Source organism: Bradyrhizobium daqingense, from assembly GCF_021044685.1.
GTDB classification, from domain to species: domain Bacteria; phylum Pseudomonadota; class Alphaproteobacteria; order Rhizobiales; family Xanthobacteraceae; genus Bradyrhizobium; species Bradyrhizobium daqingense.
Genome location: NZ_CP088014.1, coordinates 7,266,126 through 7,291,922, shown reverse-complemented (window position 1 = coordinate 7,291,922; position 25,797 = coordinate 7,266,126). Strand labels below are relative to the sequence as shown.

At 63.7% G+C, this 25,797-nt stretch carries 25 protein-coding genes and 1 tRNA gene; 16 read left to right on the top strand and 10 right to left on the bottom strand.

What is annotated here, in order from left to right:
- The first annotated feature begins 51 nt into the window (after nt 1-51).
- From LPJ38_RS34775 to LPJ38_RS34760, 4 genes are all read left to right on the top strand, one after another.
- A complete protein-coding gene (locus LPJ38_RS34775) occupies nt 52-981 on the top strand; it encodes a LysR family transcriptional regulator (RefSeq protein WP_158644772.1) in 930 nt (309 codons plus the stop codon).
- 192 nt (nt 982-1,173) lie between these two features.
- The gene (locus tag LPJ38_RS38185; RefSeq protein ID WP_347339032.1) at nt 1,174-1,407 is read left to right on the top strand and encodes a DUF3833 family protein; all 234 of its coding nucleotides are present in this window, start codon (nt 1,174-1,176) and stop codon (nt 1,405-1,407) included.
- Between the two features lie 510 nt (nt 1,408-1,917).
- Entirely contained in the window at nt 1,918-2,220 is a 303-nt protein-coding gene (locus LPJ38_RS34765; RefSeq protein ID WP_145638079.1) for a hypothetical protein, read from the top strand.
- 197 nt (nt 2,221-2,417) lie between these two features.
- On the top strand, nt 2,418-3,110 hold the full coding sequence (locus LPJ38_RS34760; protein ID WP_145638077.1) for a hypothetical protein: 693 nt from the start codon (nt 2,418-2,420) through the stop codon (nt 3,108-3,110).
- Nucleotides 3,111-3,639: 529 nt separating this feature from the next.
- On the opposite strand, the gene LPJ38_RS34750 is transcribed toward LPJ38_RS34760, so the two are convergent.
- Entirely contained in the window at nt 3,640-3,804 is a 165-nt protein-coding gene (locus LPJ38_RS34750; RefSeq protein WP_158644771.1) for a hypothetical protein, read from the bottom strand.
- Between LPJ38_RS34750 and LPJ38_RS34745 the strand changes: the two genes are divergently transcribed.
- A complete protein-coding gene (locus LPJ38_RS34745; protein WP_145638075.1) occupies nt 3,803-5,164 on the top strand; it encodes a hypothetical protein in 1,362 nt (453 codons plus the stop codon). The genes LPJ38_RS34750 and LPJ38_RS34745 overlap by 2 nt on opposite strands.
- Nucleotides 5,165-5,213: 49 nt before the next feature.
- Here the strand turns inward: LPJ38_RS34745 and LPJ38_RS34740 are convergent, their stop codons facing one another.
- The 4 genes from LPJ38_RS34740 to LPJ38_RS34725 form a co-directional block, all read right to left on the bottom strand.
- A complete protein-coding gene (locus LPJ38_RS34740) occupies nt 5,214-5,705 on the bottom strand; it encodes a hypothetical protein (protein WP_145638072.1) in 492 nt (163 codons plus the stop codon).
- A gap of 31 nt (nt 5,706-5,736) precedes the next feature.
- Complete coding sequence (locus LPJ38_RS34735) at nt 5,737-6,489, bottom strand: hypothetical protein (protein ID WP_145638070.1); 753 nt, start codon at nt 6,487-6,489, stop codon at nt 5,737-5,739.
- A 173-nt stretch (nt 6,490-6,662) separates the two neighbouring features.
- A tRNA-Ile gene (locus tag LPJ38_RS34730) sits at nt 6,663-6,738 on the bottom strand.
- Between the two features lie 398 nt (nt 6,739-7,136).
- Complete coding sequence (locus tag LPJ38_RS34725) at nt 7,137-8,111, bottom strand: Bug family tripartite tricarboxylate transporter substrate binding protein (protein ID WP_167520582.1); 975 nt, start codon at nt 8,109-8,111, stop codon at nt 7,137-7,139.
- Between the two features lie 106 nt (nt 8,112-8,217).
- On the opposite strand from LPJ38_RS34725, the gene LPJ38_RS34720 reads away from it, so the two are divergent.
- Complete coding sequence (locus tag LPJ38_RS34720; RefSeq protein ID WP_145638064.1) at nt 8,218-9,180, top strand: TAXI family TRAP transporter solute-binding subunit; 963 nt, start codon at nt 8,218-8,220, stop codon at nt 9,178-9,180.
- A 127-nt stretch (nt 9,181-9,307) separates the two neighbouring features.
- Here the strand turns inward: LPJ38_RS34720 and LPJ38_RS34715 are convergent, their stop codons facing one another.
- Nucleotides 9,308-10,522 carry an ABC transporter substrate-binding protein gene (locus LPJ38_RS34715; protein ID WP_145638061.1) on the bottom strand — a complete coding sequence of 405 codons (1,215 nt, stop codon included), beginning with the start codon at nt 10,520-10,522 and terminating at the stop codon, nt 9,308-9,310.
- 97 nt (nt 10,523-10,619) lie between these two features.
- Nucleotides 10,620-11,513, bottom strand: a complete 894-nt coding sequence (locus LPJ38_RS34710; RefSeq protein ID WP_145638057.1) for a substrate-binding domain-containing protein — start codon at nt 11,511-11,513, stop codon at nt 10,620-10,622.
- A gap of 269 nt (nt 11,514-11,782) precedes the next feature.
- Between LPJ38_RS34710 and LPJ38_RS34705 the strand changes: the two genes are divergently transcribed.
- The 3 genes from LPJ38_RS34705 to LPJ38_RS34695 are packed head-to-tail and all read left to right on the top strand — an operon-like array spanning nt 11,783 to nt 15,740.
- Entirely contained in the window at nt 11,783-12,616 is an 834-nt protein-coding gene (locus tag LPJ38_RS34705) for an ABC transporter substrate-binding protein (protein ID WP_145638052.1), read from the top strand.
- Nucleotides 12,617-12,670: 54 nt separating this feature from the next.
- Nucleotides 12,671-13,777 carry a molybdopterin-binding protein gene (locus LPJ38_RS34700; protein WP_145638340.1) on the top strand — a complete coding sequence of 369 codons (1,107 nt, stop codon included), beginning with the start codon at nt 12,671-12,673 and terminating at the stop codon, nt 13,775-13,777.
- Between the two features lie 13 nt (nt 13,778-13,790).
- Nucleotides 13,791-15,740, top strand: a complete 1,950-nt coding sequence (locus LPJ38_RS34695) for a molybdopterin biosynthesis protein (protein WP_167520581.1) — start codon at nt 13,791-13,793, stop codon at nt 15,738-15,740.
- A 7-nt stretch (nt 15,741-15,747) separates the two neighbouring features.
- On the opposite strand, the gene LPJ38_RS34690 is transcribed toward LPJ38_RS34695, so the two are convergent.
- Nucleotides 15,748-15,969 (bottom strand): hypothetical protein, encoded by a 222-nt coding sequence (locus LPJ38_RS34690; protein ID WP_145638047.1) that lies wholly within the window; start codon nt 15,967-15,969, stop codon nt 15,748-15,750.
- A 111-nt stretch (nt 15,970-16,080) separates the two neighbouring features.
- Here LPJ38_RS34690 and LPJ38_RS34685 point away from each other — a divergent pair, with 111 nt between their 5' ends.
- A complete protein-coding gene (locus LPJ38_RS34685; protein ID WP_145638045.1) occupies nt 16,081-16,380 on the top strand; it encodes a hypothetical protein in 300 nt (99 codons plus the stop codon).
- Nucleotides 16,381-16,385: 5 nt separating this feature from the next.
- Here LPJ38_RS34685 and mobA read toward each other — a convergent pair whose 3' ends face one another.
- Nucleotides 16,386-17,042, bottom strand: a complete 657-nt coding sequence (mobA, locus tag LPJ38_RS34680; RefSeq protein WP_145638043.1) for a molybdenum cofactor guanylyltransferase MobA — start codon at nt 17,040-17,042, stop codon at nt 16,386-16,388.
- Entirely contained in the window at nt 17,023-17,913 is an 891-nt protein-coding gene (locus LPJ38_RS34675) for a formate dehydrogenase accessory sulfurtransferase FdhD (RefSeq protein WP_167520580.1), read from the bottom strand. The genes mobA and LPJ38_RS34675 overlap by 20 nt, the downstream gene beginning before the upstream one ends.
- A 214-nt stretch (nt 17,914-18,127) precedes the next feature.
- Between LPJ38_RS34675 and mobB the strand changes: the two genes are divergently transcribed.
- From mobB to LPJ38_RS34645, 6 genes are all read left to right on the top strand, one after another.
- Nucleotides 18,128-18,655: a molybdopterin-guanine dinucleotide biosynthesis protein B gene (gene mobB / locus LPJ38_RS34670; protein WP_145638038.1), complete on the top strand. Its 528-nt coding sequence runs from the start codon at nt 18,128-18,130 to the stop codon at nt 18,653-18,655.
- A gap of 9 nt (nt 18,656-18,664) precedes the next feature.
- A complete protein-coding gene (locus LPJ38_RS34665) occupies nt 18,665-19,921 on the top strand; it encodes a molybdopterin molybdotransferase MoeA (RefSeq protein WP_145638035.1) in 1,257 nt (418 codons plus the stop codon).
- 46 nt (nt 19,922-19,967) lie between these two features.
- Nucleotides 19,968-20,201 (top strand): sulfurtransferase TusA family protein, encoded by a 234-nt coding sequence (locus LPJ38_RS34660; protein ID WP_145638033.1) that lies wholly within the window; start codon nt 19,968-19,970, stop codon nt 20,199-20,201.
- Nucleotides 20,202-20,327: 126 nt separating this feature from the next.
- A complete protein-coding gene (locus tag LPJ38_RS34655) occupies nt 20,328-21,761 on the top strand; it encodes a sigma-54-dependent transcriptional regulator (RefSeq protein ID WP_145638029.1) in 1,434 nt (477 codons plus the stop codon).
- Nucleotides 21,754-23,778, top strand: coding sequence for a sensor histidine kinase (locus tag LPJ38_RS34650; protein ID WP_145638026.1), 2,025 nt, complete (start codon nt 21,754-21,756; stop codon nt 23,776-23,778). Before LPJ38_RS34655 ends, LPJ38_RS34650 begins: the two co-directional genes overlap by 8 nt.
- 342 nt (nt 23,779-24,120) lie before the next feature.
- Nucleotides 24,121-25,773 carry an OFA family MFS transporter gene (locus tag LPJ38_RS34645; protein ID WP_145638024.1) on the top strand — a complete coding sequence of 551 codons (1,653 nt, stop codon included), beginning with the start codon at nt 24,121-24,123 and terminating at the stop codon, nt 25,771-25,773.
- Nucleotides 25,774-25,797: the final 24 nt, after the last annotated feature.

Here is a 25,797-nt window from a genome sequence, read left to right as displayed (position 1 = left end):
CAACCTGGCGTCATCCACAAATATCATGATAGAATTTACGTTATGCGCACGATGGATTTGGCGAAAGTCGACCTCAATCTGCTGGTGGTATTGCATGCGCTGCTCGAGACCGGCAGTGTCACGCGCGCCGCTGAGCGCCTCGGCAGCAGCCAGCCGGCGATCAGCCGCGCGCTGGCAAAGCTGCGGCGCCTGTTCGGCGACCGGTTGATGGTGAAGGCGGCAAGCGGCATGATGCCGACGCTCCGCGCCGAGGCGATGCGCGAGCCGCTGGCGACCCTGCTCGGCGGCGTCGAGACATTTCTTCACAAGCCGAAGTTCTATCCTTCCGCCACCGATCGCATCTTCCGTATCGCGACGACCGATTATGGAGCGCTCGCCATCCTGCCCAATGTCGCCGCCCGCTTCGCGCGCGAGGCACCCGGTGCGGCGATCGAAATCGTCAGCTTCTCACGTGACGTGTTTCGCATGCTCGCTGACGGTCAGGTCGATTTCGTGCTGTATGCCGATAACCCGGTATCCGGCTCGTTTCGGGCGCGCGAGCTGTTCCGCGAAAGTTTCGTGACGCTGATCCGGCAAGGGCATCCTTTGCTGAAGGAGCTGCGGGGGGCGAAGGACGTGCTGCCGATCAAGCTGTTCACGACCTGGCCGCACATCGTGGTCAGCATTTTCGGCGGGCAGGGCGGACCGATCGATACGGCCTTGGCCGAGCGCGGCTACAAGCGGCACGTCGCGTTGCGTGTGCCATATTTCGCAACGGCCGCGGTGATCACGGCAGCGTCGGATTACCTGGTGACGATGCCCTCGCGGGCGGCCCGGCAGCTTGCGCCGCGACTCGGCCTCGTGATGCTGAAACCGCCGGCGCAGGTGACGCCCTACGGCTATCGCCTGCTCTGGCACGAACGAAGTCACGACGATCCCGGCGCGGTCTGGCTGCGCCGGCTCGTGATCGATGGCGTCAAATCGGCGGGCGAAGGCGCCTGACCGACGCACAAATCTCGGACCGGCTTGCTGCCGCAATAGCCGACAGGTTTCCTCCCGGGGAATCAGGTGCCGAGAGGCGGCTTATGTCGTCGTCGGTTTCGAAAGGAAAGCCATGGCCATAGATGCGTTCGCCGGCACCGCGCCCAGGTTTCTCCCGGAGCAGTTTTTATCGGCCGCCTGGAAGGATGGGCGGTGGTCGAAAGCCTCGTCGGCGGGCTCCTGAAACGCGCGTCGATCACGGCGCATGGCGAATTGGACGCGGACACCAACACGGTCGTCCTGACCGAAACCCACACCTTCGATGACGGCCACAGCGACACGCTGCGCTGGACGATTCACAAGCTGGGCAAAGGCCAATACACCGGCCATGAAAATCGCCTGGAAGGCGACGCCACCGGCGAGCAGGCCGGTTGCGCCTTCCATTAGACCTACACACACGACACGCCCGAGGGCGATGGCAAGTCGTTCAGGCTGAACTTCGATGACTGGTCGGCGGCCGATGCCAACCCCAACATCCTATTCTACGCGATCGACGATCGCGCCTGCATCGTGCGCGGAAGCGCCGGGCGTACGGGTATTTCATTTGCGACGGCGCATGTGACTTATCGGAAGGTTTAGGCTTCAGACGGTCAACGTTGCGGAGCAGCAACGCGCCCTGCAATTTCAGTGCGCTGTCACCGAAATTGAAGAAGCAATTCGGCCGAAAGCGAACGCGCAAGTTGTGCAAAACCCGCACAAAGCCGGAACGCGGACTACCACTACGGGAATCAGGCTATACTCGAACCATGATTCGAGAGGGGCCCTTGCCGGGGCTCCCTCTCGAACCCGCATAACGCAGCTAGGGGCTGCTAGCGGGCATTGGCGATACCAACAGCCGGACAATGAGTCCGGATTCGTCAGCAGTCAATAGTGGCCCCACATCAGAGAGGGGCCAGAATGGCCGTCTTCGCAGTAAGCTTTGATCTCGAATACGACACCGACTACCAATCACGTTACTCCAGTTTCATGGAGCAAGTAAAAAAGACGGGCGATTGGTGGGGAGACACAACCTCGTTCGTAATCGTTCGCACGGCAGAATCTATCGACTCATTTTGTTCGCGCATCTATGTCGATTCCCGTTTCAACGCCACGAAAGACTTGTATCTCGTTTCTGATACGGAAAAACTCTCCGCTCGCATTCGAGGGAAAATACGAGACCGGGATATCTTTAACCTCATGCCCTATTTGATAGAGCTATGATGCACTTCGACCCGCCTGCGTAGCTAACGGCCGACAACGCGCAATAGTTCAAGGTGCCGGCTGTTTTGTTTCTTTGAACCTCCAGGGCCCGCCTTGTCGGGCGGGCTTCTTCACCTTGGGGTTTTCCTTCCGCGGTTCGCTACCATTTGAGCCTAGCGCAGCTTCGCTTCTCCGAATATTCTTTAGGTGCATCAGCCATGACAGAAGCCACTGACGACAATTATACTGGAGGGCTGCTAGCGAAACTCTTCAAAAACGTCGCGCCCTGGTGCTGGGATTGGAAGTACAATCCGCGCCTGTTTCACCATATGCATGCCATGGGCGTCATAGCTGCAAACTACAATGAGTTGGAGGGCCAGTTCTACCGCCTGTTCTTCTTGAACATGCATAAGTTCGAGGTTGGCAAATTAGTATTCTCCAAGCTCAACAACGCTGAACGGATGGAGGTTGCACTAAAGGCCGCCGAGACAGAACCACTAGCATTCGGCGAGCTATTTGAGCATTTCATTTCCGGGTACGGCATCGCCACCGAAAACCGAAACATCCTTATGCACTCGAAAGCTCACAATGCATGGCCCAAAGAGGCGGACCTTTCCCACCTCACGCTGGCTAAAGCCTCGAAGAAAAGCCCTGACCAAAACAATTTCATCAGCCTAGACATCTCCGAGCTGCGCAATATCGCAAACGATATCGATCAACTCACGAACTTCGGTTTTCGGCTCTTCATGTGGCGCGTGGCTCTGCCTACTGGCGGGCTGATCATTTGGGACGATGGCGAGCAATACAGGCCGTCATTGCCAGATAAACCTGCTCCACCACGCAGGCTGGTTCTCGGAGATCAACCAACTATGGCAAGCACTCTTCCCCGGTCCTCCTCATCTGGGAAGTAACCACAGGCGCTTCCGCCCGAAGCACCGTCCATAGCGTCAGATTCTTTAGCGTGTCGGGTCAAGTGTAAACTTCCCCTCTAAAGCCTGGTCAGCGCACTCAGGGCGGATATCACCGATCGAATCGAGGGGCATCGTCGTTCTCCGCGATGCCCGATCCGCGAAAACGCCGTCCGGTGGATGCTGCCGCAAGATCGACGCACGTTTCCTAGCGTTCAGGTAGGCCCGAGCACTTGCCCAGCCATGCTCCTCGCTTCGTCGATGGCGCCGGCCTCCTGACGCACGTGGACGGCTCATCCGCGCAGGGTGCAGATCGCCGGCGTCGTTCTTCAGCATGCGAGATCGCTCCTGCGGCACGAATCCTTGCCGCCGCCGAATCGTTCCGCGCATGCGGTAGTCAAAGGTGTGAAGTTGCGCCTTTTGCCATACTGACCGACGAACCGGTCGAGTTGGTGGCACCTTATCACGACCGTATGCCGGTGGCTCTTCGGAATCCCGAGGTGGCTGAACGCCGGAACTCCCGCTCGAAGCATCAGGCAGCTCTCTCCTGACGAGTACCGGCTCCGGCCTTTGGAAGCGGGCATCCAATAATGCCTTCGAAAAGAATCTCGCCGGAATTGAGAGTTGACATTTCCGGTCTGCGGCTCTGAATAAAACCGTTTAAATTCTGCATTTGTGCTTCGCTGCTGTCATTCATGAGCAAAGCCTCAAAAATTATCGAGAAGATACTTGCCGCGCTGGCAAAAGCGCAAGGCATGTCACCTTCGGCGCTGATCAAGGACGACCATTTCAAGCTCCCGCGACTAATTCCTGCTGGGACCGGCGGAACGATTCAGATCACAAAGGAGGTCGATGATCTCATCACGAAACTCGCATATGAGCTCAAAACGGCGCGTCCGGCTCTGGCACGGAACGCCAAGGAGAGCGAATGGCGAAACTGGGTTCGCGGGGCCGTAGGGCCGCTGGTCGCCAGCACGCCGCTGTCAGACCCGGCCGGAGAGGCACCTGCCTTGCTTACGAAGCTTGATTATGCACTCAACGCTATCGTTGCCAATCTGGCCGCGCGTGAGTACGCCTTCGGAACAACACTGTTCTCCAAGGGAGACGTTGCGCCATTCTCTTTCGGGCCGGTGATGCTTGAGCCGCGCCAGGTCTGGCTTGATCGCAAAACAGCCGAGGGCGGCATTACGTCGGTAACCCAGCGGCGGATGAAGCGCATATGGACAAGTGCCCGTGTCGGCCCGCGAAAAAGTGAGCGCGAGAAGCTGCGTGAGGATAACATACTCCAGGCAATTGGACCGTGTGACTATGTCTGCACCGTTAAGCTCTCTTCTGCATTTGCAGCCGAAGCAGGTCTTGAGACCGCGTTGACCGCAGCGCGGCTCGCGCTCGCGTGCTCAGCTCTGGCCTTCGAGACGCCGTCGGAGACGCTGCGCGGATTCAATCTGAACTATGATGGTCCCATTCACAATCAAACCGCGCTCCAGTTCATTCCCGGGAAAATTATACTGTCTGGATCGCGCTTGAGCCGTCGTCCCTTCGGACCGTTCATAGAGTCAAGTGATTGGCAGGCGGAGCTGGTTCGCCTCAAGGATATTTATGTGGCGTGCGGCGAAGTGCTATCCAACCTGGTGGATTCCGGCAGGAGTACCGCGCGGCGAGAGATTCTGGAGGCCTTGTTGCAGGCGCTCATTTGGTTTGAAAAGGGGTGCCGGGAGACTGGCGACCTCATGGCGACAGTTGGATTTGCCGCATCTCTCGACGCTTTGGGGAAGGGCACCAAGGCAAAGGGCATCCTAACGATGCTTGAGGCAAGGCTCGGCATCAAGCGAACCGATCGCATCAGCGCTGAAGGTCCAACCTTCCAGTCCGTTCTCGACACCATTTACAGCGAAGGGCGCAGCCGGACGATTCATGGTACGAATGAGAAGATCGGATATGACTGGACCAACACCCGAGTGGTCGCGGAGCAACTCGCGAGATATGCCTTAATAGCTTGCCTCGATTACGTCGCCAAAACACCAACAGCGTCAAAGACTGACGACTTGAAAAAGTAGATGTGGTGCTTGCGGGAAGAGGGTTGTCACCGTGCGAAAACTGCGGATTTCACGGAAGATTTGCGTATCGATCAAGAACTTTCATCAGAATACGATTAGCGTTTGTGAAATTGCGCAACTGGTCTGCGAGTGCGTATTCCCACTTTACGCCATGAAACAGATTGTTGCGGTAACGAAAAACAATGATAAGCGCCGTTGCGAGGCACTGACGGGGAGAGATCTCAGCCCCGCTAAGCACGCCGCGCACCATCGGAACGCGATCACGCGGCCGCAGATGGAGGCCATCAAAGTGATGTGTGAAACGGCCATCTGGACAATATCGTTGCTTAAAATAGGCGAGCTCCTCGTTGACCAGATTGGGCACAAGGATGCCAGCCGCGTCCCAGGAATCAACGGCGGCGCAGATGGCTGCACCGCTGCCGCTTTTGTTTAGAATGCGGCTCTCAAAAAAGGCCCAAAGCAGCGAGAAATCCGCAATAGCGTTTCGTTCATCCTTTGAAAGCTGGTTAAAGCCCGGGGCTCTTGCTTTGAGCCATTCCATTGCTTGAGTCATCGGCGCACGTGGTCGGGTGTTAGTTGGCGGATATCGATTGCAAACGAACGAGGTGCTTCATGAACGAGCTTGTAATCTCGAAGATGAATTCAACCTCAGCTTCATTCACCTGATCGTCGTGCTTAACGTATGTGTTCTGAAACTTCGCATAATAGTCGGCCAGCTTTACAAACATGTTCGCGAGTTCGGGCGAACCGCCTTTCGATTTGATATATGTGCCGAGACTGTTGATCTGGTTTTCGAGCGACTTTTCATTTCCAAAGATACCCCGTAGAAGCTTCTCTAGCGACAGCCGCAAGTCATCGAGCAGATTTCGGTGGAAGGAACCCGTTTCCAGTTTGGTGAAGGCCTGATTATAAAGCGACAGGGCTTCGGGGTATTCTTGCAGCCAGTGACGAGTTTCTTCAATGAGCGTCTCATTGACTTCCGAACTCGGATGCTTCGCCAGGTGCCCATACCGCGTTGCCAGTCTCTGTTTAAGCTCCGTGCGCTTCGCCGAGCGGGTTAGGCCGAATGATCGATGATCGCAAAGCTCGCGAAGGATTCGATATTGCTGGGGACCAGAAAAAGCTCGTAGGTTTTCGTACAAAGCTGTGCGCTTGTTGGAGGCTTGGAAGGGATAAGTTGGGTGCGGCAGCGGCACATCGTACTCGACTCCATAGGCAGCCGTTTCCCTAACGATCACGGCTCCGCTTAGTCCGCCATTAGTGTCGGCGAGTATGTCAGCTGCGTATTGCAGAAAACTGGGTGGAATCTCGCTTTCGTTCAGCATGTGCACTTTCGGAATGTTGCGGCTGCCGAGTAGCAGCGGCCATCGACGAATGATAACGGGCGCGCGCCTGGCCGTAACAAAAAGAGTGCGGCCTTAGCCTCTGTTCCGAAAGTTCCGCACCTTCACGTTCAACAATATTCGAGTCGTCCTGAATTTGCTCCCGCAGATTTTCTTGGTGGGCCCGGCAGGACTCGAACCTGCAACCAGACCGTTATGAGCGGCCGGCTCTAACCATTGAGCTACAGGCCCCGCCGCGAGGCGGCCGCTTTGGTGCGGCCGGCAACGGTGCGCGGTTCGTTTACAGGGCCTGAGGCGGGGGTGCAATCCTCAAGCGTTTTCAAGGCGGAAGGGGCTTCGCCCCCGTCAGGAACAAGCGTCGCATGGAAGCTCTCTGGTCGCGGCGGAACGTCGGGGCTGCGCAGAAAAGCGCAGCTCCCCGGGCGGCTGATGAATTTCGGAATAATGGCATTATGCCCCTGGTTTGCCCGACGAGTCAAAGCGCCAAACGCGCTTCTCGGGGTGCCCGTTGTTGCGCTTTGCTAAGCCCCTGTGATTGCTCAAGTCTTCTACTGTGCATGGGGTTGTTTTCGCCCCTTTGTTGCGAGAGGGCCTGTTGGCCCCCTCGAATTTCGTGCCGGCAGCGTCGCCTAGTCCACCGAGACGCCGGCGAACTCGACCACCTTGCGCCACTTCTCGGTTTCGCCGGTGACCAGCTTGCCGAACTCGGCCGGCGTCATCGCCTTGGGCAGGCCGCCGACTTCAGTGAGCTTGGCCACCAGCTTCGGGTCCTTCAGCGCTTCGCCGACGGCCTTGTTGAGGGTCTCGATCACCTCTGGCGGCGTGCCCTTCGGCGCGGAGATGCCGTAGAAGCCGACCGATTCGAAGCCCGGCACGGTCTCGGCGATCGCGGGCACGTCGGGCACGCTCGGCCAGCGCTGCGGCGAGGTCACGCCCAGCGCGCGGACATTGCCGCCCTTCACCTGCTCCAGCGCGGACGGCAGATTGTCGAAGATCAGCTGCACCTTGTTGGAGATGATGTCGGGGAAGGCAATGGCCGAGCCGCGATAGGGCACGTGCACCATGTCGCACTTCGTCATCACCTTGAACAGCTCGGCCGACATGTGCACCGAGGTGCCGTTGCCGGAGGAGGCGTAGGAGATCTTGCCGGGGTTGGCCTTGCAATAATCGACGAACTCCTGAACCGTCTTGGCCGGGAACGCGTTGGACACGACCAGCATGTTGGTGAGTTGCATGATGCTGGCGACGGGAACGGTGTCGCGCAAAAAATCGAAGGGCAGCTTCTTGTAGAGCGAGGTCGAGATCGCGTTGTTGGGCGCGACGAACAGCAGCGTGTAGCCGTCGGGCGCTGCGTTGATCGCAGCCGCCGCCGCGATGTTGCCGCCGGAGCCGGTGCGGTTCTCGACGATGACCTGCTGGCCGAGCTTGTCCGACAGCCACTGCGCCATGATCCGCGCCACGATGTCGACCGGGCCGCCGGCGGCAAAGCCGATCAGCCAGTGCACGGGGCGGTCGGGATAGGCGGCGGAGGCGGGAGGGGTGTTGCTGAAAAGTGATGCAAGAATGACGAGCCCGAAAACACCTTGACGGAAAATTCGCAACATGACGTCTCCCATTGTTCTAATGTCGTTGCGGGGCATGCTTTCACAAATTCGGGCGGCTGCCTACATCGCCGCAAGTCGGTGTTGACGCAGTTCGTCAGGGACCACCATGAGATTCGCGATTATCGTTCTCGCAGCAGTGCTGCTCGCCGGCCCCGCTACTGCTCAAACCGGAGACAACGCCATTCCGACCACGACGATCAGTTTGGGCACCGCCACGCCCGGCGGCGGCTTTCCGCTCTATGGCAACGCCTTCGCCGAGGTGATGAACGCGGCCGATCCGCAATTGTCCATCGCGCCCCGCAACACCAAGGGCAGCAGCGAGAACATCCCGCTGCTGGAGAAGGGCGAGCTCGATCTCGCGCTGGTCGCGGGCGAGCCGGCCTATGAAGCCTTCGCCGGCATCGGCCGCGCGCCGGTCCGGCTGAAGATCCTCACGGCGATCTATTCCAACCCCGGCCTATTCGTGGTGCGGGCCGACAGTCCCTACAAGACCATCCGCGATCTCGTCGGCCAGCCAGTTGCGTTCGGGGCGAAAGGATCGGGCCTGCCGATCTTGGCGCGCTATGTGCTCGATGGTCTCGGCTTGAAGCAGGACGAGGACTTTAGGGCGGTTTATCTCGACCGCGCCGGCGACGGCCCCGCGATGGTCGAGGATGGCCGCGTCGCTGCGCTGTGGGGCGCCGGCATCGGCTGGCCCGGCTTCGCCGCGGTGGCCTCGAGCCCGTCAGGGGCGCGCTTCATCGCGCCTGATGTCGAAGAGATGACGCGCATCCGCGCCAAGCACGCGTTCCTCAAGCCGCTGCTGGTGCCGGCAAACAGCTATCCGACCCAGACCGCGCCAATCGCCTCGCTGGGCTCGTGGAGCTTTGTGCTGACACGCGAGGATCTGCCGGACGACGTCGCCTATCGCCTCGCCAAGACGCTGCACGGCGTCGAAGCGAATTTCTGCAAGAAGCTCCCGCAGGCCTGCGAGACGACCGCCTCGAACACGGTTGCAGCCGCGCCGAAGCCGGAGCTGATCCATCCCGGCGTCGTAAAGTACTTCCGCGAAATTGGAGTGGTGAAATAGGACGGGGCTGCACCCACAGCCGTCATGGCCGGGCTTGACCCGGCCATCCACGCGTCACTGCGATTGAGGAAAGACGTGGATGCCCGGGTCAAGCCCGGGCATGACGACTGGTGTGTGTCTCACACCCTCACTTCTTCACCAGCGGACAGGCCGGATCCGGCGGGCCGAACGCCTTGTCGCCGGAGATCGTCGTGAGGATCTTGTAATAGTCCCACGGATATTTGCTCTCCTCCGGCGTCTTCACCTGCACCAGCCAGAGGTCGTGCACCATCAGATTGTCTTCGCGCAGTTTGCCGTTGCGCGAGAAGAAATCCTCGATCGGCTTCTCGCGCATCTTGGCGGCGACCTTGAGCGGATCGTCGGTGCCGGTCTCCTTGATGGCGTTGAGATAGTGCATCACGCTGGAATAGACGCCGGCCTGCCACATCGAGGGCATCTTGTTCATCTTGGCGAAATAGCGCTTCGACCATTCGCGCGTCTTGTCGTCCATGTCCCAATAGAACGACGTGGTCAGGAGCAGGCCTTGTGCTGCCTGCAGGCCGAGGCCGTGGATGTCGGTGATCAGCGCCAGCAGCGCCGCCATCTGCTGGCCGCCCTTGAACACGCCGAACTCCGAGCCGGTCTTGATCTCGTTCATGTTGTTGGGGGGGCCGGCGGCAATGCCGATGATCTTGGCCTTGGAGGCCTGCGCCTGCAGCACGAAGGAGGAGAGGTCCGGGGTTGCCAGCGGCGGCCGGACCGAGCCCAGCACCTTGCCGCCATTGGCGGTGACGACGGCGGACGCATCGCGCTCCAGCGAATGGCCGAAGGCGTAGTCGTCGGTGATGAAGAACCAGCTGTCGCCGCCGCGCTTGACCACCGCATCCGCGGTGCCGACCGCGAGCGCGCGGGTGTCGAACACCCACTGGATCGCGTAAGGCGAGCAGAACTTGCCGTGGAAATCCGCGGTGCCGGTGGAGTGGGTGATGAACAGCCGCTTCTTCTCGTTGGCGACGTTCTGCACCGCGAGGCCCACAGCGGAGACCGGCACGTCGACGATCAGGTCGACCTGGTCGACGTCGTACCAGCGCCGCGCGATGGTGCCGCCGATGTCGGCCTTGAGCTGGTGGTCGCCGATCACGATGCTGATCGGCTTGCCGAGCACCTTGCCGCCGAAATCGTCGATCGCCATCTGCGCCGCCGTCACCGAGCCCTGGCCGGTCGGCGCCGAGGCCGGGCCGTTCATGTCGGTGAGCACGCCGATCTTGACGACGTCGTCGGACAATTGCGCCGACGCCGCACCGGACAGCAGCGCCGCCGTCAAGGCGGCCGCGACCGGCACTCCAAATCTGATTGGGTTCATGCTTGTCCTCCCTCGATCCGGCTCGTTGGCCGGTGTTGCCCGGGTATGCCCGGCTGAATTGGTTTCTTTTGCAACTATTTGGGGGCAGGCGTCAATGTCAGGCCGCGAAGCGGATCTGCCCGGCCGGGGAGGGGTCGTAGCCGGTCAGTTCTTCCGCGCGCTGGCGCAGCCGCCTGTCGCCGAGCAGCCGGAGCAGGGCCTGCATGGCGGGGCGGAAATAGCTGCGCTGCCGCATCGCAAGGTCGAAACTCTCCCAGACCAGCGGCACGAAATCGAGCCCGGCCGAGCGCGCCGCCGCGCGCGTCGCGATGCCGCAATCGGCCTGGCCGGCGCGGACCAACTCGGCGAGGTCCGGGCCAGTGAGGGCAGGCGTCTCCACGCGGCGCAAATCCCGCGTCGAGGCGTCCGCGCGCTTGAGCAGCACGTCGAGCAGCATCTGTGCGCCTGTGCCTTGTTGTCGCATCGCCATCCTGGCGCCGAGCGCGAGCACGTCGGACAGGCCGTGCAGGTGCTTGGGATTGCCTGGCGGCAGCACCAGGCCCTGCTCGCGGCGCACGAATGCGACCAGCACCGCATCATGCAAATCGGGCGCCGCCCGCAGTGCTTCGATGCTGGCATCGCCGGCGAGACTGCCTTCGGCGTCCAGGGCATGGAAGTGCACCGCCGCCGCCATCACCTCGTTGCGCTGCAGCCGCTCGAGCCCGCGGGCGCTGCCCTCGCTCATCGATCCGAGCCCGGAGCCGGATTCGCGCAGGCTCCAATCCAGAAGCTCGTCCTGGCTGCCGCCGACGACCGGCGGTGGCTCGGCGATCAGCATGCCGGCCGGACGTGCGAGGCCCGACAGCACCCAGAGATCGAGCTCGTGCCGCGGGAAGAGCCACTTCCCGGTCACCTTGGTGCAGGGGATCGCGCCGGTGGTGACGAGTTCGTAGAGCTTGCGTTCGCCGAGCCGAAGATAGTCGGCGGCTTCGCTGGTCGTCAGGAATTCCATCCTGCATTCCTATGCAAATTCTTGCTTCTTTTTGACGTTCGACGCAGGTGGAATTCTGCATTTCAATTCGTGTCCGCGGGAACCATGCCCGATCATCTCGCTGCTTTGCAACACATCCTCGCACGCGATTTCTGCTTTGGTGAACGATCCCAAAGCGCGCATTTGTTGCCGGAATTTCCCGAGGGAGACGTGCAAGGGCGCGGATGCGTCACGAGTGCGGCGCAATCGGCCGCCATCATGATCGCATCTTGTCCAATGGGAACCCGATCATGGCCATCCGCCACCTCGCCGTTGCATTCGCGCTTCTCTGCGGCCTCGCCGCAAGCGTTACGGCGTCGTCCGCGGAGGACCGCGGCATCGTTCTCGTGACGACGACCGCGACGCAGGAGTCCGGCCTGCTGGACTATCTGCTGCCGATCTTCCGCGCCAAGACCGGCATCGACGTGACGGTGATCGCGCGGCGCGCCGACGAGGTGCTCGACGGCGCGCGCAGGGGCGAGGTCGACGTCGTGCTGATGCATGCGCGACCGCAGGAGGAGAAATTCGTCGCCGACGGTTTTGGCGTGAAGCGCCTCGACGTGATGTACAACGATTATGTGCTGATCGGCCCGAAGAGCGATCCTGCGGGCGTGAAGGGCAAGGACATCGCGACCGCGCTGAAGACGATTGAAGGCAAGGGCGCGCCGTTCGTGACGCGCGGGGACCGCTCGGGCACCCATGCCGCCGAACTCGCGCTCTGGATCGTCGCCGGCATCGACATCGCGGGTGCCAAGGGCGCCTGGTATCGCGTGGCCGCGACCGGCATGACGGCGGCCCTCGACGCCGCGCGTGCCGCGAACGCCTATGTGCTGTCGGATCGCGGCAGCTGGATCTCGTTCGGCAATCGCGGCGATCTCGACATCGTCGTCGAAGGCGACCGGCGGCTGCTCAACCAGTACGGCGTGATGCTGGTGAACCCCGAGAAGTTTCCGAACGTGAAGAAGGATCTCGCGCAGACCTTCATCGATTGGCTGACCTCGCCGGAAGGGCAGACGGCGATCGCCGACTACAAGCTCGACGGCCAGCAATTGTTCTTCCCCAATTCGGACCGGTCGGGCGGCTGAGGCCGGCTTCGCCGGCGGTTGCCAAAGCGGGCGATGCGTGGTCCATCATGGCGCATGACCCAGCGCCTGCCGTCCTCGCTCACGCCGCTCGACACTGCGCTCGCCGCGTTGCTGCGCGGCGTTGATCCCGTCGCGCCCGCGGAATTGCCGCTGACCGAAGCCATCGGTTGCATCGCGGCGGGCACGCCGCTGCTTGCGGCTTGTCCGCCTCGCGACGTCGCCGCCGCTGACGGCTGGGCGCTGTCCGCCAATGATCTCGTCGGTGCGTCCGCTTACGCGCCGCTGCCGCTCGCGATGGCCCCTGCATGGCTCGATATCGGTGACGCGATGCCGGAAGGATGCGACTGCGTGCTCGATGCCGGCGCTGTCGAGCTGTCCGGTCCGTTGGCCCAGGTGCTGGCAGAGGCCGTGCCGGGGCAGGGCGTCAGGCGTGCCGCAAGCGACATCGCGGCCCGCACGCCCGCCGGCGTCGAGGGTTACCCGGTCGGTACGGCCGATGTTCTGATCGCGCGCGTTGCGGGCCTGGAGACACTCGGTGTAAGGCGGCCGCGGCTGCGCATCGTCATTGTGCCCGGTGCAACGGCATCGGCGCAGATGATCGCCGACATCTCGCGCGCAGCCGGACTGGATGTGAAGATGCATGAGGCCGGCGCACGCGACGAAGCGTCGATTGCCGATGCGCTCGATGCCTCCTCCTGCGATGTCCTCCTGACGATCGGCGGCAGCGGCGTCGGCCGCCGCGATGCGGCCGTCTCAGCTCTGGCCCAACGCGGTGAGGTGCTCGCTCATGGCCTTGCGCTCCAGCCCGGACGCACCGCCGCGGTCGGGCGGCTCGGACGGGTGCCCGTGGTCGCCTTGCCCGGCTCGCCCGATCATGCGCTTGCGGCCTGGCTGGCGCTCGTGCGCCCACTCATCGATCGGCTGTCCGCACGGCAGCCGTGCCGGCAGGTGGCCCTGCCACTTGCGCGGAAAATCGCATCCAGTGTCGGCATCGCCGAACTGGCCCTGCTGTCCCGGGAACATGATGCGTGGATGCCGCTTGCCGTGGGTGAATGGCCGCTCCACGCGATCGCCCGTGCCGATGCATGGCTGCTGGTCCCCGCCAGCCAGGAGGGGTTTGCGGCGGGCACGCTGGTCGGTGCTTATCTGATGCGGGAATGATATGGGTTCCGGCATGACGATGATTCCGCGATCGCAAGAGCGCAGCGCGCTCGAACAGGAGCAGTTCCTCAAGATCCTGTCGCGCGAGGAGGCGCTGGCGCGCTTCGAGGCTGCGCTGTTTCCGCGGGCGCTTCCGACCGAGCCGCGCAAGCTTTCCGATGCACTCGGTGTGGCGCTCGCCGAAGACGTCACGGCGCCGATCGATGTTCCGCCGTTCGACCGCTCCAATGTCGACGGCTTCGCCGTGCGCTCGGCCGATCTCGCCGCGGCGGCCGAAGGCAACCCGGCTTGCCTTGCATTGACCGGCGAGACCATCCATTGCGGTACTGCGCCGGCGCTGCAGGTCATAGCTGGAACCGCAACGGCGATTGCCACCGGCGGTCCGCTGCCGCGCGGTGCCGATGCCGTCGTCATGGTCGAGCACACCCAGCCGGCAGGGTCGGATGCGATCGAGGTTCGCCGTGCCGCCTCTCCCGGGCAATTCGTCTCCTACGCGGGATCCGACATCGCGCGTGGCGAAGTTTTGCTGCGCGCCGGCACGATCATCGGTTCGCGCGAGATCGGCATGCTGGCTGCCTGCGGCATCGCCGAGGTGATCGTCACGCGCAAGCCGCGCGTCGCCGTCATCTCCACCGGCGATGAACTGGTGCAGCCCGGCGGGGTGCTCGCGCCCGCCGAGATCTATGACACCAACGGTGCGATCGTCGCGGCGGCGATCGACGAGAATGGTGGCGAGGCGGCTTTCCTCGGCGCCATTCCCGACGACGAAGCCAAGCTCGAAGCCGCCATGCGCAGCTCGCTGGCCGATGCCGACATGCTGGTGCTGTCCGGTGGCACGTCGAAGGGCGCAGGCGATTTGTCCCACCGCATCATCGGCCGTCTCGGCCAGCCCGGCATCATCGCGCATGGCGTTGCGCTCAAGCCCGGCAAGCCGCTATGCCTTGCGGTGTGCGACGGCAAGCCGGTGGTGATCCTGCCGGGCTTCCCGACCTCGGCGATGTTCACCTTCCATGACATGATCGTGCCGGTGCTGCGCAGGATGGCCGGACTGCCGCCCCGCTCCGATGCCAAGGTCAACGCGACCGTGCCGGTCCGTATCGCGTCCGAGCTCGGCCGCACCGAATTCGTCATGGTCTCGCTGGTCGAGGGACGGGACGGACTGATCGCCTATCCCTCCGGCAAGGGCTCCGGTGCGATCACGTCATTCGCGCAAGCCGACGGTTTCCTGCGTATCGACGCGCTCGCCGACCAGATGCCGGCGGGGACCGCGGCCGAGGTGATTCTGTTCACGCCGCATGTGCGCGTGCCCGATCTCGTCATCGTCGGCAGCCATTGCACCGGCCTCGATCTCGTCACCGCGAAGCTAGCGCATGCCGGCCTTACCGTGCGTTCGATCGCGGTCGGCAGCCTCGGCGGGCTTGCGGCGGCTCGGCGCGGCGAATGCGATCTCGCGCCGATCCATTTGTTCGACGACAAGAGCGAGACCTACAACGCGCCCTATCTCGTCGAAGGTCTCGAACTCGTTCCAGGCTGGCGGCGCATGCAGGGCATCGTGTTCCGCAAAGGCGACAAGCGTTTCGAAGGCCTCGGTGCCAAGGAGGCCGTTGCGGCAGCGCTCGCCGATCCCGCCTGCATCATGGTCAACCGCAACCAGGGCGCCGGCACCCGCATCCTGATCGACCGGCTGCTCGGGGGCGCGCGTCCGGAAGGCTACTGGAATCAGCCGCGCTCGCACAATGCGGTGGCGGCTGCCGTTGCGCAGCACCGCGCCGACTGGGGCATGACCATCGCGCCGGTCGCCCAGGCGGCCGGCCTCGGTTTCATTCCGCTCGCGGAAGAGCATTATGACTTCGCGTTGGTGACCGCGCGCAAGGACCGGCCGGCCGTGCGGGCCTTTCTCGACGCACTCGGCTCGAATGAGGCGCGCGCCGCTCTCACGCGGGCGGGCTTCCGGCCCGCGTAGACGATTATCACGCCTGGTCGGTGCCGCCGGCGGCTGACTGCTCCCGCTTGCGCTCACGATCCTCGGCCTCGGCAAGCGCACGCCGCGCCGCGGGCGGCAGGGGCTTCGGGTCCGCTGGGACCTTGACGATGTCAGGTTTGCTAAGCTGTCTCGTCTGATCGATCGCGTCCGAGATTTCAAACCCGAGATCGACGACATCGAATATGGCATTCCAGAGCGATTCGGCCATGGCTCATCCTGGGCAAGGTCCGAGCAGTGGTCGCTGCCGTCTTCGGTCCGGTTCAAGGGGGCGCATGAACTCCGAGGGCTGTCGCAGCGACCAAGGGATGTGAGCCAGGTCATGACCGCATCAACGCCCCTTAATTTCCGCAAGATCGCTGCACTCGTCGCAGCGGCCGGCACGCTGTTCTGGTTCTACACCTTCCATCACATCGCGAATGTCCCGCCTGGGGACGGTAGCGGCTTTCAATGGCTCGCGGTGTTTCCGCTCGGCATGGTCTTCGGAGCGTTCTTCCTGCCGGCCTGGTTGCTGGTCGCGATCGGGCGTTTGCCGCGCTTCACCACCGTCCTCGGCCTCTGCGGCCTGATCGCCTTCGCGATCATCTGGGCGCAGCTCCTCAACGAGTTTCCGAAATCGTGAAATAATCAGGATGCGTCGTCGAGCGCCGCCAGCCGCTCGGCCTCGGCGATGTCCTCGACCGTGTTGGCATTGAAGAACGGATCGAGCGGCTCGGTCGGCCACGTTACCGTCGCGAGCGGATAGCGCGCGGTCCAGCGGTCGATCTTGCGGAGATCCTCGACGACCAGGGCGTGGCGCAACTCGTCGCGCAAGGCGACGCGCCACAGGCCGATCACCGGATGCGACTGATCGCCTGATGCGGCGACCGCGAGTTTCGCGCCGTCGTGCTCGCGCGCCTCATGCAGGCGGGCGACGAGATCGCGGGGCAGGAACGGGCAGTCGCCGGCGGCGCTGAGCACCCATCCGATCTCCGGACGGTTGGCCGCGGTCCAGTCCAGCGCGGCGAGAATGCCGGCGAGCGGGCCGGGAAAGCCGGGCACGTCGTCGGCGACCACCTGCAGGCCGAATGCGGCGAAGCGCGCGGGATCGCCGTTGGCGTTGAGGATCAGTCCGTTGCACTGGGGCGACAGGCGCGCGATCACGCGCTCCAGGATGGTGCGGCCGCCGATGGTGCGCATCGGCTTGTCGCCGCCTCCCATGCGCCGGGCGAGGCCGCCGGCGAGCAGCACGCCAAGAGTGGGTGGGGTGCCCGTGGCCGGAATACTAGTCGTCACCACCTTCACCTTTGCGCTTGTGCTTGGCCGATTCCTCCTCGACATAAGCGAGGTCCTGATCGTAGACGATGCGTTCATCGCCTGCCAGCGCGATGAAGCGCTTGCCGCGGGTGCGGCCGACCAGCGTCAGCCCGACCTGCCTTGCGAGATCGACGCCCCAGGCGGTGAAGCCGGAGCGCGACACCAGGATCGGGATGCCCATGCGCACGGTCTTGATCACCATCTCCGAGGTGAGGCGCCCCGTGGTGTAGAGGATCTTGTCGGAGGGGTCGACACCGTGGCGGTACATCCAGCCGGCGATCTTGTCGACGGCGTTGTGGCGGCCGACGTCCTCGGTATAGCAGAGCGGAGCGCCCCCCTTGCACAGCACGCATCCATGAATCGCGCCGGCCTCGAGGTAGAGCGACGGCATGGTGTTGATGGTCTGCGTCATCTGGTAGAGCCAGGAGGTGCGCAGCTCCGCCTTCGGCAGCGCGACGCTCTCGACCGCCTCCAAGAGATCGCCGAAGGCGGTGCCCTGCGCGCAGCCCGAGGTCTGCGTGCGCTTCTTCAGCTTGGCCTCGAAATTGGTGTGGTGTTCGGTACGGACGACGACCACCTGGAGGTCGTCGTCGTATTCGACCTCGGTGACCACGTCATTATATTTCAGCATATTCTGGTTCAGCAGATAGCCGAGCGCCAGATATTCCGGATAGTCGCCGATCGTCATCATGGTGACGATCTCCTGCGAATTCAGATAGAGCGTCAGCGGCCGCTCCATAGGCACCTTGATCTCGACCCTGGCGCCGGTCTGGTCGATCCCGGTCACGCTCTGGGTCAGGCGCGGATCGTCGGGATTGGGGACGATCAGGGGCACCGGGCTCTTGTCGATCTTCATCATGGCCACGACGTTAGCATGACATTGGGGTCAAGCCGATATATGCATGGCGGGGAGATAACGAAATGCGGGCCTCGTCGTCATTGCGAGCGCAGCGAAGCAATCCAGACTTTCTCCGCGGCGGCAGTCTGGATTGCTTCGTCGCTACGCTCCTCGCAATGACGGGGTGGGACTGCGGTTCCACCGGGACCAAATCGCTTGCGGAGACGGATCGAGCATGAAAGTCATCGGCCTTGCAGGCTGGAGCGGGGCGGGCAAGACCACGCTGTTGACGCGGCTGATCCCGCTTTTCAACGCGCAGGGCCTGCGTGTCTCGGTCATCAAGCATGCGCATCACCAGTTCGACGTCGATGTGCCCGGCAAGGATTCGTGGCGGCATCGCGAGGCCGGCGCGGACGAGGTGCTGGTTGCGTCGTCAAATCGCTGGGCCCTGATGCACGAGCTGCGCGGCGCCGCGGAGCCGCGGCTGCCGGAACTATTGAGCAAGCTGTCGGCGGTCGATCTCGTCGTGGTCGAAGGCTTCAAGCGCGAGCCGCACCGCAAGATCGAGGTGCATCGCGCCGCCAACGACAAGCCGCTGCTGTTCCCCGACGATCCCGGCATTGCCGGCATTGCGACCGACGTCGCGGTTGACACCCGCCTGCCGACCGTCCATCTCGACGATATCGAGGGCGCGGCGGCGCTGATGCTGCGCGCAGCGATGCCGGTCGAGGAAGCGGTGGCAAAAAGCGCCGCGCTGCGCTGACGAGGCACCATGGCGCAACTGTCTGACGATTGCTTTGCCTTCGGCGGCCCGATGATGTCGGTCGACGATGCCGTTGGCCTCATCACGGCGCGCGTCAACGCGATCGCCGATCTCGAGACGGTGGCGTTGGTCGAGGCGGACGGGCGCGTGCTCGCGCGCGACGTTGCTGCGCCCCTGCCGCTGCCGCCGTTCACCAATTCCGCCGTCGACGGCTACGCCGTGCGCAACGCCGATCTTCCTGATAGCGCGGAGCAGGCGTTTCCGCTCGACGGCCGCATCCAAGCCGGCGGCCTTGCACAGGCGCCGATCAAGCCCGGCCACACCGCGCGCATCTTCACGGGCGCGCCGATGCCGCCGGGCGCGGAAACCGTCTTCATGCAGGAGGATGTCCGCATCGACGCTTCAGGCCAGATCGTGCTGCCGCCGGGATTGAAGCCCGGCGCCAATGTCCGCCCGGCAGGCGAGGACATTCCTCAAGGGCACGTCGCGTTGCGCGCAGGCCTGCGCCTGTTGCCGCAGCACGTTGCGCTCGCCGCAGCGTTCGGCCTGACCAGGCTGGACGTCGTGAGGCGTATTCGCGTTGCGGTGTTCTCGACGGGAGATGAGCTCGCCTCGCCCGGTGAGCCGCGCGCGGCGTCACAGCTGTTCGATTCCAACCGCTTCATGCTGATGGCGATGTTGCGCCGGCTCGGCTGCGAGGTCAGCGATCTCGGCATCCTGCGCGACGAGCGCACAGCGCTCGCGAACGGTTTGAAGCAGGTTGCCGGTGGCCACGACCTGATCCTCACCACTGGCGGTGTCTCGACCGGCGAGGAGGATCACGTCAAGGCCGCCGTCGAGAGCATCGGCTCGCTGGTGCTGTGGCGGATGGCGATCAAGCCGGGCCGGCCCGTAGCCATGGGCATCATCGATGGCACGCCGCTGATCGGCTTGCCCGGCAATCCCGTCGCAAGCTTCGTCACCTTCGTCCATGTGGTGCGGCCGACGGTGCTGGCGCTGGCGGGTGCCCTGCCGGAGCCGCTCTTGCCGATCCCGGTGCGCGCGGCGTTCACCTACAAGAAGAAGTCGGGCCGGCGCGAATATGTTCGCGTTTCCTTGCGGCGCGGGGAGGACGGCGCGCTGGAGGCGATCAAGTTCCCGCGCGAGGGCGCAGGGCTCTTGTCGTCTCTGGTCGAGACCGCGGGCCTCGTCGAGCTCGGTGAAGCCGTCACGGGCGTCGCGCCCGGGCAGAGCGTCGGCTTCCTGTCCTACGCCAGCCTGATCTGATCCCCCGTGCGTTGACGCCGCGATCCCGCCCCGCCATGGTGCGGCGATGACCAGGATGACACTCGATCTCACCGGGCTGAAATGCCCGCTACCGGCGCTCAAGACGCGCAAGGCGCTCAAACCGCTCAAGGCGGGAGACCAGCTCGAAGTTCACTGCACCGATCCCCTCTCGGTGATCGATATTCCCAATCTGATCCGCGAGACCGGTGACAAGGTCGAGATCACCGAGCGCAACGAGGCGCGCATCGTGTTCCTGGTCGAAAAGAGCGCCGCCCCGTAAAAAGGCGAATATTCGCGGCGGCGACCGTTGACTATGCTGGGCCCGCGGAGGAAACGGCCGGAGCTTCGCTGCAACGCGAAAGGTGCCGTTTATGCGGTGGATGATCTCAAACCTAAGACGTCGGGGATGACTTTCTCAACAACGAGGGCAAGTGCAGCCGCAACTCCCGCGGTTGGCCGCGAGCCTACCGCCAAGCTCGGCAAGACGGCTGCGGGGCCGGAGTTCAGCGCGCTGGCGCAGGCCGCCATCCTGATCGTCGACGACGAGCCGGGGATGCGCAATTTCCTGGTGCGCACGCTGGCGCCGCGCTGCAAGCTCGTGGACGAGGCGGCCGATACCGACCAGGCCTCGCGCAAGCTCGACTCCAACCGCTACGACGTCGTCATTCTCGACAACATCATGCCGGGCAAGAATGGCGTCGATTGGCTCGCCGAGCAGCGCGCCGTCGGCTTCTTCGCCGACGCCATCCTGATCACCGCCTATGCGAACCTCGACACGGCGATCCAGGCCCTGCGCGCCGGTGCGGCCGACTTCGTGCTCAAGCCGTTCCGCTCCAACCAGATCCTCAACGCGGTGGCACGATGCCTCGACCGCGTCCGCCTCCAGCGCGAGAATTACGTCCTGCGCTATGCGTTGCGTGCCTCGTCGGACCGCACCTTTTTGCGCGACAATCTGATCGGACAGTCGGCAGCGACGCTGCGCGTGCGCGAGACCATCGCGCGCGTCGCGGGCCTGCCGACCTCGATTCTGCTCACCGGCGAATCCGGCACCGGCAAGGAGGTGGCAGCGCGCTCGATCCACTCTCTGTCCGACCGCGCCGACAAGCCCTTCGTGCCCGTGAATTGCGCGGCGATCCCGCCCGACATGATCGAGGCCGAGCTGTTCGGTCACATCAAGGGCGCCTTCACCGGCGCGGACTCGGGGCGCGAGGGCCTGTTTCTTTATGCGCATGGCGGCACGCTGTTCCTCGACGAGATCGGCGAGCTGCCGCTGCCGATGCAGAGCAAGCTGCTCCGCGTGCTCGAAGACCGCCGCGTCCGTCCGGTCGGCTCGGAGCGTGAGGTTCCGGTCGACCTGCGCTTCATCTTCGCAACCAATGCCGAGCTTCAGAAGGAGGTCGAGCGGGGCCGTTTCCGCGCCGATTTGTTCTACCGCCTCAACGTGATGCAGATCCGCCTGCCGCTCCTGAAGGACCGCGGCGACGACGTGCTGGAGCTCGCCGCCATCTTCATGAGCAAGCTGTCGGTCCAGCTCGGCATGCCGCCGGTGCCGATCGACGCCTCGGTGCGGACGGCGCTCGCCAGCTATGACTGGCCGGGCAATGTGCGCGAGCTGCGCAATCTGATCGAGCGCACGCTGATCCTCGGCGCCTTCCCCGACGATTTCGCCGGTTCCCGCACCGACGGGCAATCGGCGCCTGCCGACAGTCTTGCGGAGCTCGAACGCCGTCACATTCTCGGCGTGCTGAAGGAGGTCAACGGCAATCGCGAGGAGGCGGCTCGGCGCCTCGGCATCTCGCGCAAGACCATCGACCGCAAATGTGCGTTGTGGGATGTCTGATGCCGCAGGCCGCAGCGGCGAGCGCGTGCGGGGACGCTCCGTCCGCTTTCGGCTGCTCGCGATCGCGCTGCTGCCGATGTTGGTCATCCTGCCGCTGCTGCTCGGCGTCGCGATCTATCGCTGGAACGCGAAATTCGACGCGACCCTGATCTCCAAGGTGAACGGCGATCTCACCATCGCCCACCAATATCTCGCCCGCATCCTGGAGAAGACCGGCGTCCAGCTCCGCGCGCTCGGCCTGTCGGCCCGTTTCCGGGAGGTGCTGGCGCAGGATGCGCGCGCCCAGTTGCGGGATCTGCTCGACGAGACCCGCAAGGAGACAGGTCTCGATTTCCTGTATCTGACCAACGGTCGCGGCGACATCCTGGCCTCATCGCCGCCGCTCAAGCAGCAACCGAGAAGTGACTGGCCGATCATCGCATCGGCGCTGTCGGGCGAGGCCCCAGCGACGGGCGTCGATATCTTCGGCAATGACGAGCTTGCCGCGATTTCGCCGGAGCTGGCCGAGCGCGCGCGGCTGGACCTCGTGCCGACGCCGAACGCGGTGCCGACCGACCGGAGCGCCGAGACGCGCGGCATGGTCGTGCATGCGGCGAGCCGGGCGATGCTGCCCGACGGTGGTGCCGCGGCACTGGTCGGCGGCACGTTGCTCAATCAGAATCTCGAATTCATCGACACGATCAACGATCTCGTCTATCGCGCGGCGAGCCTGCCGGAGGGCAGCCAGGGCACCGCGACGTTGTTCCTGGACGACGTGCGGATATCGACAAACGTCCGTCTGTTCGAGGGGCGGCGCGCGCTCGGCACGCGCGTGTCGGCGGCGGTGCGCTCGGCCGTGCTAGGCGAGGGGCGCACCTGGCTCGACAGCGCCTTCGTGGTCAATGACTGGTACATCTCCGCCTACGAGCCGCTGGTCGACAGCTACGGCAAGCGGGTCGGCATGCTCTATGTCGGCTTCCTGGAGAAGCCGTTCAGCCAGGCCAAATACCAGACATTGCTGATCATCATCGCAGCGTTCATCGCGATCACCGCGGCGACCGTGCCGATCTTCCTGCGCTGGGCGAGCTCCATCTTCATGCCGCTGGAGCGCGTCACGGCGACGATCGGCGAAGTGGAGCGCGGGAATCTTGCCGCCCGCACCAAGATGCCGGTGTCGGGTGATGAGATCGGCCGCGTCGCGGTTCATCTCGACAGCCTGCTCGACCAGATCCAGGAACGCGACCGGCAGCTTCGGGAATGGAATGAGGAGCTGAACGTCCGCGTGCGGGAGCGCACGAGGGACCTCGAACATGCCAATCTCAAGCTCGAGGCGACCACCAAGCAGCTCATCATGTCGGAGAAGCTGGCTGCGATCGGAGAGATCACTGCCGGCGTCGCGCACGAGATCAACAATCCGATCGCTGTGATGCAGGGCAATCTCGACGTCATCCGCAGCGTGTTCGGAGCCGATGCCGACAAGGCGAAGGTCGAGTTTCGCCTGCTTGACGAGCAGATCCACCGCATCAGCCAGATCGTGACGAAGCTGCTGCAATTCGCAAGGCCGGAGGAATATGCCGGCTATGTCGAGCGCCATGCACCGGCCAGCGTCATCTCCGACTGTCTGCCGCTGGTGCAGCATCTTCTGAACAAGACCGAGATCGCGGTGGTCAGGGACGACCACGCCAGCCGGTTCGTGCTGATGAACCGCAGCGAGCTGCAGCAGGTGCTGGTCAATCTCATCGTCAATGCGATCCACGCCATGCCGGACGGCGGAACGCTGACGCTCCGCTCCTTCGATGCCGAGCGCGAGGGCCATCAAGGCGTCGCCATCGAGGTCACCGATACCGGCATCGGCATGAGCCTTGAGGTGATCGAAAAGATATTCGACGCCTTCTACACCACGAAACGCCGGCAAGGCACCGGGCTCGGCCTCTCCATCAGCCAGACGCTGATCAAGCGCCAGGGCGGACAGATCACGGCCGAAAGCCGCGTCGGCTCCGGAAGCACCTTCACGGTGTGGCTGCCGGAAGCGACCTGATTGGACATTTTGTCCGGGGGGTTCAGGACATTCTGTCCTCTGCATCATATTGCATTGCGGGAAGCCATTGAATCGTCACGACGCGTGGTCTGGCACGCGCGTTGCTCTTCTCAAGACAGGGTGTTGAGGGGGAACGGGGCGCGATAGCCGTCACGGCAACGCTGCTTGCGAGGCGAAGGGACGTCACTCGCGATCAGCTGCCTGTTCGGCGCACATGAGGCGATGCGCACCAGACCATTCCACCTCGACATGAAGTCCGACCTGTCATGCGCGGCCGCCAGGCATGCGCGCGGCAGGTCTCAAACTGTGTGCCGGCAAGGCCGCGCTTGGGAGGTGATGCTTATGACGACTGCCGATACCGTTCTTGCACCGGTTGGTGCTCCCGGCTTTCTCGATCGTGAACGCACGATCGCGACGGCCGGTTTCAATCGCTGGCTGGTGCCGCCGGCGGCGCTGTGCATCCATCTGTGCATCGGCATGGCTTACGGCTTTTCGGTGTTCTGGCTGCCGCTGTCGCGCGCGATCGGCCTGAGCGCGCCGAAGGCCTGTCCGGACATGTCGCTGTGGCAGGAGCTGTTCACCACCACCTGCGACTGGAAGGTCGCCAGCATGGGGTGGATGTACACCCTGTTCTTCGTGCTGCTCGGCATCGCGGCGGCGGTTTGGGGCGGCTGGCTGGAGCGCGTCGGCCCGCGCAAGGCGGGCTTCGTCTCGGCGCTGTGCTGGTGCGGCGGCCTGTTCCTCGGTGCGATCGGGATCTACACCCATCAGCTCTGGCTGTTGTGGCTGGGCTCGGGCGTGATCGGCGGCATCGGTCTCGGCCTCGGTTACATCTCGCCGGTGTCGACGCTCGTGAAATGGTTTCCGGACCGCCGCGGCATGGCGACCGGCATGGCCATCATGGGTTTCGGCGGCGGCGCGATGATCGGCGCGCCGCTGGCGAACCTGCTGATGAACTACTTCAAGACCCCGGCCTCGGTCGGCGTCTGGGAGACCTTCGTCGCGATGGGCGTGATCTACTTCGTGTTCATGATGATCGGCGCATTCCGCTATCGCCTGCCGCCGCCCGGCTGGCAGCCCGAGGGCTGGACCCCGCCGGTCAAGGCCAATGCGATGATCTCGAAGAATAACGTCCATCTCAACGATGCGCACAAGACGCCGCAGTTCTGGCTGATCTGGTGGGTGCTGTGCCTGAACGTGTCGGCCGGCATCGGCGTGATCGGCATGGCTTCGCCCATGCTGCAGGAGATCTTCGGCGGCAAGTTGATCGGTCTGCCGGACGTCGGCTTCAACGCGCTCGACGCCGGGCAGAAGGCGCAGATCGCGGCGATCGCCGCCGGCTTCGCCGGATTGCTCTCGCTCTTCAACATCGGCGGCCGCTTCTTCTGGGCGTCGCTGTCGGACAAGATCGGACGCAAGAACACCTACTACACGTTCTTCATCCTCGGCATCGTGCTCTATGCGCTGGCGCCGACCTTCGCCGCGATGGGCTCGAAGCTGCTGTTCGTGGTCGGCTTCGGCATCATCCTGTCGATGTATGGCGGCGGCTTTGCGACCGTGCCCGCCTACCTCGCCGACATGTTCGGCACGCAGTTCGTCGGCGCCATTCACGGCCGGCTGCTGACGGCGTGGTCGACGGCGGGCATCATCGGTCCGGTCGTGGTCAACTACATCCGTGAGTTCCAGCTCGCGGCCGGCGTGCCGCGTGACCAGCTCTACAACACCACCATGTACATCCTGTGCGCGATGCTGGTCGCGGGCCTGATCTGCAACTATCTGATCAAGCCGGTCGATTCGAAGTGGCACATGAAGGATGCCGACGTCGCCAAGTTGCAGGCGGCGAGTGCGAGCGCTGCCGCCGCGGGGCCGCACGGCTCCTACGGCATCGGCTTTGGCGGGCTCGACGCCAAGGCGGCGCTGTTCTGGGCCTTCGTCGGCGTTCCCCTGGCTTGGGGTGTGTGGAAGACACTGGAGAGCGCGGTCAAGATTTTCTGATCGCGCATTCATCGCGAGCGGGAG